Genomic DNA, 10746 nt, shown 5'->3' on the forward strand with positions numbered 1-10746 from the left:
TTCGGGCGCTGGGGACGCCGAGTTGTTCCAGGTCCTTGGTGTGCGGGACGAGGGCGCCCTGCATCGTCGCGTACTGGCGCAGCGGTTCTTCCCAGCCCTCACCGCCCCGGAACCGGACCCCAAGCCGACGCCCGCGCGCGGGTTCGACGCCGTGGCCGAAGCCGTGCTGGGGGACGAACCGGTGACGACCGACGGAGCGGGGACCGCGTTTCTCATCGAGCCGATGGTGCGGATCAACGAGGCGGTCAAGGCGGGGCGGATCGAGGAGGCGGCGGGGCTCGCGGAACGGACCGTCGCGGACGCGGCGGGCGCTCTCGGCCCCGAGCACCCCGAAGTCCTACGACTGCGCGAACTCGCCGCCTACATCGCCTACTTGGCCGGTGACCCGCTCCGCTCCTTCCACCTCTCCCTCGACCTCGCCCACATCCGCCACCGCGCCCACGACGCGGAGGCCGCCTACGGCAACGTCCAGAGCGCGGCCACGGCCTGGCGCGCCGTACGCGACCCGGAGCAGGGCCTCGCCCTCGGCCGCGACCTCATCGACCTGTGGACCGAACTCACCACCGAGGACGGCCCCGCCGTAGAGGACATCGAGCAACTGGAGTCCGCCCGCGCCCGCATGGGCCGCCTCACCGAACGCGCCCGCAAGTCCGCCGACTGAGCTGTCCGCAGCCGTGGTTACCTCTGCTTACGCCACGCAGAACTCGTTGCCCTCGGGGTCCGTCATCACGACCCACGCGCCGGCCGGTTCCGTCACCCGGCGCAGCACGCTCGCGCCCAGGCCCGTCAGGCGTTCCACCTCGGCCTCGCGTCGTTCCGGGCCCGGGTGCAGGTCGAGGTGCAGGCGGTTCTTGACGGTCTTCGCCTCCGGGACCCGCTGGAAGAGCAGTCGGCGGCCGAGGCCGGTGCCGCGGTCCTTGTCGTAGGGGTCGTCGGGGTGGCGTACGGCCATCAGGTCCCGGAAGGCCGGGCGGCCGTGGAAGTCGACGGTCGCCGCTACGGGCAACGCGCCCATTTCCAGGAGCTGTTCGACGAGCGTGCTGTTGTCCTCGGCCTCGTAGTGGAGCGCGGCGGCCCAGAAGTCCGCCTGCGCGTGCGGGTCGGCGGCGTCGATGACCAGCTTCCAGTGGACGGGTGTGGGCGTGGGGGGTGCGGGCGTGGGCGTCTGTGTCATGGCCTTCACTCTGGCACCGGGACGACGCGCCTGCGGGGCTATGCCTCCACCGTGTCCGCCGTATCCACCGGGTTGGGACTTGGCGTCGCGGTCCTCTCCTGCGCGATCGCCGCCGCTGCCGCCCTGCCCCTCCTCGCCGTGCGCCACGCGTCCGTCGTCAGGAGGATGAGGGCCAGCCACACCAGCGCGAAGCCCGCCCAGCGTTCGAGCGGCATCGACTCGTGGAAGTAGAAGATGCCCAGCAGGAACTGGAAGACCGGCGCCATGTACTGGAGCAGCCCCAGTGTCGACAGCGGCACCCGGATCGCCGCCGCGCCGAAGCAGACGAGGGGGAGTGCGGTGACGATGCCGGTGGAGGCCAGGAGCGCTGCGTGGCCGGTGCCCTCCTGGGCGAAGGTCAGGTCGCCGTGGGAGTTCAGCCACAACAGGTAGGCGAGCGCGGGCAGGAACTGGATCGCCGTCTCCGCGGCCAGTGACTCGATGCCACCGAGGTTGACCTTCTTCTTCACCAGGCCGTACGTCGCGAAGGAGAAGGCCAGGCAGAGGGAGATCCACGGTGGCTGGCCGTAGCCGACGGCCAGGACGATCACGGCGGCCAGGCCTACGCCGACCGCGGCCCACTGCGCCGGGCGCAGCCGTTCCTTCAGGAGCAGGACGCCCATCGCGATGGTGACGAGGGGGTTGATGAAGTAGCCGAGCGAGGCCTCGACGACGTGGCCGCTGTTCACGGCCCAGATGTACACGCCCCAGTTGACGGTGATGAAGGCCGCGGCGATGGTCACGAGGCCCAACTTGCGCGGCTGGCGCAGCAGTTCGCCGGCCCAGGCCCAGCGCCGGATCACGAGCAGTGCCACGGCGACGAAGGCGAGCGACCACACCATCCGGTGGGCGAGGATCTCGGCGGCGCCGGCCGGCTTCAACAGGGGCCAGAACAGTGGGACGAGGCCCCACATGCCGTATGCCGCGAAGCCGTTCAGCAGTCCTATGTGGTGCTGTTCGCCCTTCGGTTTCCCGCTCGGCTTCCCGCTCACGGGCCCCTCCTTCGCGCGCGCCCTGCCTGGCCGCGTCCGCGCGGCCAGGCACGAAGGTAGCGCCGAACGGCCTCGGCTGTCATGGGCGTATCGCCATACGGTCATGACGGCCGCCCGTCATGCATGACCCTCGTCGAGGGCGAGCGCGGGGTGATCGTCATCGATCCGCTGCTGAGCGTGGAGACGGCCGCCGCCGGGCTCGCCCTGTACCGGAAGCACCGCGGCGACCGCCCGGTCACCGGGCTCATCTACACGCACTCGCACGGCGACCACTTCGGCGGTTCGCGCGGTGTCCTGCCCCGCGGTACCGAAGAGGACGTGCCGATCCTCGCTCCGGCCGGGTTCCTGGAGCACGCGGTCAGCGAGAACGTCTACGCGGGCAACGCCATGACCCGCCGCGCGATCTTCATGTACGGCGACCGGCTGCCGAAGTCACCCGAGGGCCAGATCAGCGCCGGCCTCGGTATGACGACCTCGAACGGCACCATCAGCCTTGTCCCGCCGACGCACGACATCACCCGCACCGGCCAGGAGGAGACGCTCGACGGCGTCCGCATCGTCTTCCAGCTCACCCCGGGCACCGAAGCGCCCGCCGAGATGAACTTCCTCTTCCCCGAGCTGCGCACCCTGTGCCTGGCCGAGAACGCCACGCACAACATGCACAACATCCTGACCCTGCGCGGCGCCGTCGTCCGCGACGCCCGCGTCTGGGCGCGGTACCTGGACGAGGCCATCGAGTACTTCGCCGACGCCTACGACGTCGCGTTCGCCTCCCACCACTGGCCGACCTGGGGTCACGACAACGTCGTCCAATTCCTGGCCGCGCAACGGGACTTGTACGCGTACCTGCACGACCAGACGCTGCGCATGCTGAACGACGGCCTGACCGGGCCGGAGATCGCCGAGCAGCTGGAGCTGCCGCCCGCGCCGGAGAAGTCCTGGCACGCGCGCGGCTATTACGGCTCCCTCAACCACAACGTCAAGGCGATCTACCAGCGTTACCTCGGCTGGTTCGACGGCAACGCCGCCCACCTGTGGGAGCACCCGCCGGTCGAACTCGCCCAGCGGTACGTGGAGTTGGCCGGCGGCGCGGACGAGGCGCTGCGCAAGGCCCGCGGCTACGTCGACTCCGGCGACCCGCGCTTCGCGGCCACGCTCCTCAACCACATCGTCTTCGCCGACCCGTCCCGCACCGACGCCAAGGAACTCCTGGCCCAGGTCTACGAGTCGCTCGGCCACGGCGCCGAGAACGGCACCTGGCGCAACTTCTATCTGACCTCCGCCATGGAGCTGCGCCACGGCGTCAATCCCATCGCCATGGACACCGGCAACCCGGGGATGGCGATGGCGCTGACCACGGACATGCTGCTCGACTCGATCGCCGTCCGCATCGACGGCCCCCGCGCCTGGGACGACGACCTCACCATCGACCTCGTCCTCACCGACGAGGACCGCCGCCACCGCCTCACCCTGCACGACGGCGCGCTCACCCACCGCACCGTGGGCACCCCCAAGACCAAGGCGGACCTGACCCTCACCCTCACGAAGCCCCAACTCCTGGGCATCCTCGCGGGCAAGGGCCTGGACGGCATCACGACCGAGGGCGACGAGTCCCTGCTGGCCCGCCTCTTCTCCCACGTCACCCAGCCCGACAAGGGGTTCCCGGTCGTCACGCCGTGACCCTCGGACCGTAGCGGGGGAGAGGCCCTCCGGAGGTGGGTCAGCCCTTGAGCGCGACCGCGATCGACTCGCTGATCGGCGTGGTCGGCCGGCCCGACAGACGGGACAAGTCCCCGGTGGAGACGACCAGTTCGCCCTTCTCGATGGACGCGTCGACCCCGGCGAGGATCGCGGCGAACGCCTCGGGCAGCCCGGCCCCGGTGAGGATGCCGACGAGCGTCTCGCCGGGCACGTTGTTGTAGGCGATCTCCTTGCCGGTCTGCCGGCTCAGCTCGGCCGCGTACTCGGCGAAGCCGAACGCCTCGTCGCCGCCCAGTTCGTACGTCTGGTTCTCGTGGCCCTCGCCGGTCAGTACGGCGACGGCGGCAGCTGCGTAGTCGGCACGGGTGGCGGAGGAGACCCGGCCGTCACCGGCGGCGGCCACGACGGCGTTGTGCTCCAGGACGGGGGCCAGCTGCTCGGTGTAGTTCTCGTTGTACCAGCCGTTACGAAGCAGGGCGTACGGCAGACCGGAGGCCAGCAGCGCCTCCTCCGTGCCGCGGTGGTCGTCGGCCAGGGCGGCGGTGAGGGTGCCGGGGGCGCTGGTGTAGGCGAGGAGCGCGACACCGGCGGCCTTGGCGGCCTCGATGACGACCTTGTGCTGCCCGACCCGGCTTTTGTCGAACTCGTTGCCGGAGATCAGCAGCACCTTGTCGCCGGCGGCGAAGACGGTGTCGTAGGTCTCGGGGGCGTTGTAGTCCGCGACCACGATCTTCACGCCACGCTCGGCGAAGCCGGCGGCCTTCTCCGGCGTACGGACGACCGCGGTTATCTGACCTGCGGGAACCTTCTCCAGCAACTGCTCCACGACGTGGCGGCCGAGATGTCCGGTGGCTCCGGTGACGACGATGCTCATGGGTGACGACTCCTTGTGGTGGTGCGGGTGGGGTGCGTGCCACTAACCCTAGGGGAGGCGCTAACTCATGGAAAGTACCCACTTTGAAGTAAGGTACTGGCATGGCAGTAAGTGCAATGGTGGTTAGTGCAGAGGTGCCGGGAAGCCGCGACGCGGGCGAGGCGATGTGCCCCCACCGCCTGATCCTGGAACACGTCACGTCCCGCTGGGGCGTCCTGGTCCTGATCGAACTCCTCGACCGCCCCTACCGCTTCAGCGAACTCCGCCGGGCGATCGGAGAGGTGAGGCAGGTGAGCGAGAAGATGCTGGCGCAGACCCTGCAGACGCTGGAGCGGGATGGCCTGGTTCATCGCGACGCCAAGCCGGTGATTCCGCCGCGAGTGGATTACTCCCTGACCGACCTGGGCCGTGAGGCGGCGGAACAGGTGCGGGGGCTGGCCCTGTGGACGAAGGAACGGATGGGGAAGGTGCTGGAGGCGCGGGAGGTGTACGACACCGCGAAGGGGCGGGGCTGAGAAGCGCCGGCGCCTGCGGTGAAGGAGTGCGGTGGGCGCTCGCCGGGCACACACATGTCAGGGCGTCGGTTGACATGAGCGGCACGTCCATCCATGCGCCCCCTCTCCGCCTCTCACGCCGCCTTGAACCGCCCGGCATGCTGGGGTGGGGCGCTGTGCCCAACCGCGCGCCGGCCTCCCGTGCCGCCCACGGGACCGCAGGCCGACGTTCGGGTGCCTGACTCGGGGGTTCGCATTGGCCACAGAGAGTTCGGACACGCGAGGGAACGATTCTTCGGCAGGGGCAAGGTCAGGCTGGACGCGTAGTCCGTTCCAGCGCGCGTCCCGCCGCCGTCGCCAGGAGCGGTTGGTCGAGGAATTACTGAGTCAACTCACGTTGCTCGCCCAGGAGATCCGGCATGCGAATCTGATCAACCTGCACGGCATCGCGGTCGCGCAGGCGGAGCGCGCGATGGCAGATCCGGTGCTGGCGGAGGCGACAACCGCCCTGCCCGGTCTTTCGGAGCGCCAGCGTCGCCAGGTGCTCTTCGTCAACGCGCAGTACGGCATGATCGTGCTGAATCACCGTGTGGGTGCCATCGGCTGGGGCGAACTCATGGGCCACCTAAGGGTGTTGTGCCGGAACCCGGTCTTCGACGACTACTGGGAGATGACCCGCGAACACCGCAGGAGCCTGCCCGCCGAATCGCTGGAGGCCCGCGTGGGCAGGGCGGTGGACGTGATGGTGGAGAGGCTTCGCGACGATCCCGAGGAATGGTGGGTGGTCGGACCGTCGTCCTGAAGGGCAGCTTTCGCCCCAATGTGTGACGCCGTTCATCCCGGGGGCCTAACTGGGCGTGACCCAGGGTGACTTGGGAAACTCGCGTCCACTAGGCTCCCGCGCGTGCACAGCGAACCTTCTGCCGTCAACATCGTCCGCCGCCTCGGTGACTCACCGCGCCAACGAGGGAGCCTCACCCAGGAGACGTGCCCTGACCTCTTCGAACTCAGCGACGGCAACTTCGCGGTGATCGGCACCGACCGCACCGAAGAACTCGACGCCCTCCTCCCCGCCGATGCCGCCCGGGCCGACTACGAGCGCATCGTCGTCATCACCCGCGACACCCTGCTCCGTGCCAAACGGGACATCCCTGACGCTTGATCAGCACAACATGGGAGGGCCGGGGTGCGAGAACTGCACCCCGGCCCTTCCGTATGACCGGAACCGTCAGCCCACAACAGTCCAGGTATCCCCACCCGCCAACAGCGCGGCCAGGTCACCCTTCCCGTTCTGCACGATCGCCGTGTCCAGCTGGTCGGCCATCTGTGTGTCGTACACAGGCCGCTCCACCGAGCGCAGCACGCCGATCGGCGTGTGGTGCAGGGTGTCGGGGTCGGCCAGGCGGGACAAGGCGAAGGCGGTGGTCGGGGACGTTGCGTGGGCGTCGTGGACCAGGATCTGGGACTCGTTGTCCGGGGTCACGTCGACCACCTTCAGGTCACCCGTGGCCGGGTCCCGGACCACGCCCCGCGCACCCTCCGCCCCGAACCGGATCGGCTGCCCGTGTTCGAGGCGGATCACCGCCTCCTCGGCCTGCTTGCGGTCCTTCAACGCGTCGAAGGCGCCGTCGTTGAAGATGTTGCAGTTCTGGTAGATCTCGACCAGGGCGGTGCCGGGGTGGGCGGCGGCCTCGCGCAGGACCTGGGTGAGGTGCTTGCGGTCCGAGTCGATCGTGCGGGCCACGAAGGACGCCTCCGCGCCGATCGCGAGGGACACCGGGTTGAAGGGGGCGTCCAGGGAGCCCATCGGTGTCGACTTCGTGATCTTGCCTACCTCGGAGGTCGGCGAGTACTGGCCCTTCGTCAGGCCGTAGATCCGGTTGTTGAAGAGGAGGATCTTCAGGTTGACGTTGCGGCGCAGGGCGTGGATCAGGTGGTTGCCGCCGATGGAGAGCGCGTCCCCGTCGCCCGTGACCACCCACACCGACAGGTCCCGCCTGGACGCGGCCAGGCCCGTCGCGATCGCGGGGGCGCGGCCGTGGATGGAGTGCATGCCGTACGTGTTCATGTAGTACGGGAAGCGGGAGGAGCAGCCGATGCCGGAGACGAAGACGATGTTCTCCTTGGCGAGGCCCAGTTCCGGCATGAAACCCTGCACCGCCGCGAGGATCGCGTAGTCACCGCAGCCGGGGCACCAGCGCACTTCCTGATCGGACTTGAAGTCCTTCATGGACTGCACTGCCTCGGCCTTGGGGACGAGCGAAAGCGCCTCGATCGTGCCCGTGCCTTCCGTGGACGTCTCAGCCATCGATGGCCTCCTTGAGAGCCGTGGCGAGCTGCTCAGCCTTGAACGGCATGCCGTTCACCTGGTTGTACGAGTGCGCGTCCACCAGGTACTTCGCCCGGACCAGGGTGGCGAGCTGACCGAGGTTCATCTCGGGGATCACCACCCGGTCGTAGCGCTTCAGGATCGCGCCGAGATTCCGCGGGAAGGGGTTGAGGTGGCGGAGGTGGGCCTGTGCGATGGCCTCGCCGGACGCGCGCAGGCGTCGTACCGCCGCCGTGATCGGTCCGAACGTCGAACCCCAGCCGAGGACCAGCGTCCGCGCGCCGTGCGGGTCGTCGACCTCCAGATCCGGTACGTCGATGCCGTCGATCTTGGCCTGGCGGGTGCGGACCATGAAGTCGTGGTTGGCGGGGTCGTAGGAGATGTTGCCCGTGCCGTCCTGCTTCTCGATGCCGCCGATGCGGTGTTCCAGGCCGGGCGTGCCGGGGACGGCCCACGGGCGGGCCAGGGTCTGCGGGTCGCGTTTGTAGGGCCAGAAGACCTCGGTGCCGTCGTCCAGGGTGTGGTTCGGGCCCTGCGCGAACTGGACGGTCAGGTCCGGGAGTTCGTCGATGTCGGGGATGCGCCAGGGCTCCGAGCCGTTGGCGAGGTAGCCGTCCGAGAGGAGCATCACCGGGGTGCGGTAGGTGAGCGCGATCCGCGCGGCCTCGATCGCCGCGTCGAAGCAGTCGGCCGGTGTGCACGGGGCGACGATCGGGACCGGCGCCTCGCCGTTGCGCCCGAACATCGCCTGGAGCAGGTCGGCCTGTTCGGTCTTGGTCGGGAGGCCGGTGGAGGGGCCGCCGCGCTGGATGTCCAGGATGAGGAGGGGAAGTTCCATCGACACGGCGAGACCGATGGTCTCCGACTTCAGGGCGACACCGGGGCCGCTCGTCGTCGTCACCGCGAGCGAGCCGCCGAAGGCCGCCCCCAGCGCCGCGCCGATGCCCGCGATCTCGTCCTCGGCCTGGAAGGTCCGTACGCCGAAGTTCTTGTGCCGGCTCAGCTCGTGCAGGATGTCGGACGCCGGGGTGATCGGGTACGAGCCCAGGAAGAGGGGAAGGTCCGCCTGTCGGGACGCGGCGACCAAGCCGTAGGACAGGGCCAGGTTCCCGGAGATGTTGCGGTAGGTACCGGTCGGGAACGCCGTCGCGGCCGGGGCGACCTCGTAGGAGACCGCGAAGTCCTCCGTGGTCTCGCCGAAGTTCCAACCCGCCCTGAACGCCGCGATGTTGGCCTCCGCGATCACCGGCTTCTTCGCGAACTTCGACTTGAGGAACTTCTCGGTGCCCTCGGTCGGCCGGTGGTACATCCACGACAGCAGGCCCAGCGCGAACATGTTCTTGCTGCGCTCGGCCTCCTTGCGGGTCAGGCCGAACTCCTTCAGCGCCTCGACGGTGAGGGTGGTGAGGGGGACGGTGTGCAGGCTGTAGCCGTCCAACGACCCGTCGTCGAGGGGCGAGGCGGCGTAACCCACCTTCTGCAGCGCGCGTTTGGTGAACTCGTCCGTGTTGACGATGATCTCCGCACCGCGCGGCACATCGGCGATGTTCGCCTTCAGAGCGGCCGGATTCATCGCGACCAGCACGTTGGGCGCGTCGCCCGGGGTCAGGATGTCGTGGTCGGCGAAATGCAGCTGGAACGACGAAACCCCCGGCAGGGTGCCTGCGGGGGCGCGGATTTCGGCCGGGAAGTTCGGCAGTGTGGAGAGGTCGTTCCCGAAGGACGCCGTCTCCGAGGTGAAACGGTCACCGGTGAGCTGCATACCGTCACCCGAGTCACCGGCGAACCGGATGATCACCCGGTCCAGGCGTTGGACGTCCTTCACTCCCGCCGGTTTGCGTTGTTCCCCTACGACGGCTTCGTCGGCCTGCTCCGCTGGGCTACTGACCTGGCTGGTCACTGAACTGGACCTCCTCTTCGAGGACGCTGTCCGGGCATGGTCGTACTGCCGACCCTCCCAGGATCAACCCTACGTCTGTAAGGGTCGCCTTCCTTCGGCTGTTCGCATGCTGGATGCTGTTTTGAGACGGCCGGACGCCCTGACTTGTCATGATTTCTCGCCCCCCGATGCTTCCCTTGAAGACGCTCCCGTTGCGTTGTCTGGTTCTCGGACTCGCTGACAGTGGACTGACGGCGGACTGACGGCGGTGAACAATCGCCGGTCGGCGACCGGACAGCTGACACAGTGTCAGTTTGTCAGGAGTTGAGGTAGGTGAGGACGGCCAGAACACGCCGGTGATCCCCGTCACTCGGCGACAGCCCCAGCTTCAGGAAGATATTGCTGACGTGCTTCTCCACCGCACCGTCGCTCACCACCAGCTGCCGGGCTATCGCGGAGTTCGTCCGTCCCTCGGCCATCAGCCCCAGAACCTCGCGCTCCCGCGGGGTGAGTCGCGCGAGCACGTCCTGCTTACGGCTGCGCCCGAGCAGCTGCGCGACCACCTCCGGGTCGAGCGCCGTACCCCCCGAGGCCACGCGCACCACCGCGTCGACGAACTCACGCACGTCGGCTACCCGGTCCTTGAGCAGATAGCCGACGCCGTGGGTGGAACCGGCCAGCAGTTCGGTGGCGTAGCGCTCCTCCACGTACTGCGACAACACCAGCACGCCGAGGCCGGGATGCGCCTTGCGCAGCTCCACCGCCGCCCGCACACCCTCGTCGGTGTGCGTCGGCGGCATCCGTACGTCGGCCACCACCACGTCCGGCAACGCGCCCTGATCCGCCAGCTCCGTGATGGTCTTCACCAGCGCGTCCCCGTCACCCACCCCGGCCACCACGTCGTGCCCGCGGTCGGTCAACAACCGGGTCAGGCCCTCCCTGAGCAGCACTGAATCCTCGGCGATGACCACCCGCACCCTGTCCTCCACGATGTTTCGGCCCCCCATAGCCCGCCCTGCCGGCCCACGTCGGTTCGCGTCCGTCCACACGACAGGTCCAGCATTCCAGTATTCGGACCTCGGTGCGTCCGGGCGACTGGAATAGGGGGGGTCGACTATCGGACGGCAAGCGCACGGCAAGCGCACGGCAAGCGCACGGCAAGAGGGGCGGCCCGGGGGAACCCCCGCCCCCCCCCCCCCCGGCGGCCTAGTCCGCTCAACCCCCCCCGGGCCCCGCCCCCGGGATCCCGGGAGGGCCACCCCCC

General features: G+C 69.1%; 11 protein-coding genes. 5 read left to right on the plus strand and 6 right to left on the minus strand.

Features of this window, described 5'->3' with window-relative positions; genetic code table 11:
- The coding region (locus ACFWP5_RS17965; RefSeq protein ID WP_384156772.1) for a hypothetical protein at positions 1–661 on the plus strand (661 nt) is incomplete at its 5' end.
- 27 nt (positions 662–688) lie between these two features.
- On the opposite strand, the gene ACFWP5_RS17970 is transcribed toward ACFWP5_RS17965, so the two are convergent.
- Together ACFWP5_RS17970 and rarD are read right to left on the minus strand one after the other, a co-directional pair.
- Positions 689–1174: a VOC family protein gene (locus tag ACFWP5_RS17970; protein WP_384156775.1), complete on the minus strand. Its 486-nt coding sequence runs from the start codon at positions 1172–1174 to the stop codon at positions 689–691.
- A gap of 38 nt (positions 1175–1212) precedes the next feature.
- Positions 1213–2127 carry an EamA family transporter RarD gene (gene rarD, locus ACFWP5_RS17975; RefSeq protein WP_384156933.1) on the minus strand — a complete coding sequence of 305 codons (915 nt, stop codon included), beginning with the start codon at positions 2125–2127 and terminating at the stop codon, positions 1213–1215.
- Between the two features lie 201 nt (positions 2128–2328).
- On the opposite strand from rarD, the gene ACFWP5_RS17980 reads away from it, so the two are divergent.
- Positions 2329–3885 (plus strand): alkyl/aryl-sulfatase, encoded by a 1557-nt coding sequence (locus ACFWP5_RS17980; RefSeq protein ID WP_384156778.1) that lies wholly within the window; start codon positions 2329–2331, stop codon positions 3883–3885.
- Positions 3886–3925: 40 nt separating this feature from the next.
- Here the strand turns inward: ACFWP5_RS17980 and ACFWP5_RS17985 are convergent, their stop codons facing one another.
- Positions 3926–4780 (minus strand): SDR family oxidoreductase, encoded by an 855-nt coding sequence (locus ACFWP5_RS17985; protein WP_384156781.1) that lies wholly within the window; start codon positions 4778–4780, stop codon positions 3926–3928.
- A gap of 101 nt (positions 4781–4881) precedes the next feature.
- Here ACFWP5_RS17985 and ACFWP5_RS17990 point away from each other — a divergent pair, with 101 nt between their 5' ends.
- The 3 genes from ACFWP5_RS17990 to ACFWP5_RS18000 all read left to right on the plus strand — a co-directional run bounded on the left by ACFWP5_RS17990 (position 4882) and on the right by ACFWP5_RS18000 (position 6436).
- On the plus strand, positions 4882–5295 hold the full coding sequence (locus tag ACFWP5_RS17990) for a winged helix-turn-helix transcriptional regulator (RefSeq protein WP_384156784.1): 414 nt from the start codon (positions 4882–4884) through the stop codon (positions 5293–5295).
- A gap of 376 nt (positions 5296–5671) precedes the next feature.
- Positions 5672–6076: a DUF6082 family protein gene (locus ACFWP5_RS17995; RefSeq protein ID WP_384156786.1), complete on the plus strand. Its 405-nt coding sequence runs from the start codon at positions 5672–5674 to the stop codon at positions 6074–6076.
- Between the two features lie 102 nt (positions 6077–6178).
- Positions 6179–6436, plus strand: a complete 258-nt coding sequence (locus tag ACFWP5_RS18000) for a hypothetical protein (RefSeq protein WP_384156789.1) — start codon at positions 6179–6181, stop codon at positions 6434–6436.
- 66 nt (positions 6437–6502) lie between these two features.
- On the opposite strand, the gene ACFWP5_RS18005 is transcribed toward ACFWP5_RS18000, so the two are convergent.
- The 3 genes from ACFWP5_RS18005 to ACFWP5_RS18015 form a co-directional block, all read right to left on the minus strand.
- Positions 6503–7582, minus strand: a complete 1080-nt coding sequence (locus ACFWP5_RS18005) for a 2-oxoacid:ferredoxin oxidoreductase subunit beta (RefSeq protein ID WP_384156792.1) — start codon at positions 7580–7582, stop codon at positions 6503–6505.
- Positions 7575–9503 carry a 2-oxoacid:acceptor oxidoreductase subunit alpha gene (locus ACFWP5_RS18010; protein WP_384156795.1) on the minus strand — a complete coding sequence of 643 codons (1929 nt, stop codon included), beginning with the start codon at positions 9501–9503 and terminating at the stop codon, positions 7575–7577. Before ACFWP5_RS18010 ends, ACFWP5_RS18005 begins: the two co-directional genes overlap by 8 nt.
- A gap of 296 nt (positions 9504–9799) precedes the next feature.
- On the minus strand, positions 9800–10489 hold the full coding sequence (locus tag ACFWP5_RS18015) for a LuxR C-terminal-related transcriptional regulator (RefSeq protein ID WP_384156798.1): 690 nt from the start codon (positions 10487–10489) through the stop codon (positions 9800–9802).
- Positions 10490–10746: the final 257 nt, after the last annotated feature.

The organism is Streptomyces sp. NPDC058469, assembly GCF_042721125.1.
GTDB lineage: Bacteria > Actinomycetota > Actinomycetes > Streptomycetales > Streptomycetaceae > Streptomyces.

What these genes read in the sequence shown, in the direction of transcription:
- ACFWP5_RS17970 (WP_384156775.1), bottom strand. Translation starts at nt 1,174, where the DNA reads ATGACACAGACGCCCACGCCCGCACCCCCCACGCCCACACCCGTCCAC.
- rarD (WP_384156933.1), bottom strand. Translation starts at nt 2,127, where the DNA reads ATGTGGGGCCTCGTCCCACTGTTCTGGCCCCTGTTGAAGCCGGCCGGC.
- ACFWP5_RS17985 (WP_384156781.1), bottom strand. Translation starts at nt 4,780, where the DNA reads ATGAGCATCGTCGTCACCGGAGCCACCGGACATCTCGGCCGCCACGTC.
- ACFWP5_RS17990 (WP_384156784.1), top strand. Translation starts at nt 4,882, where the DNA reads ATGGCAGTAAGTGCAATGGTGGTTAGTGCAGAGGTGCCGGGAAGCCGC.
- ACFWP5_RS18005 (WP_384156792.1), bottom strand. Translation starts at nt 7,582, where the DNA reads ATGGCTGAGACGTCCACGGAAGGCACGGGCACGATCGAGGCGCTTTCG.
- ACFWP5_RS18015 (WP_384156798.1), bottom strand. Translation starts at nt 10,489, where the DNA reads ATGGGGGGCCGAAACATCGTGGAGGACAGGGTGCGGGTGGTCATCGCC.
- ACFWP5_RS17980 (WP_384156778.1), top strand. Translation starts at nt 2,329, where the DNA reads ATGACCCTCGTCGAGGGCGAGCGCGGGGTGATCGTCATCGATCCGCTG.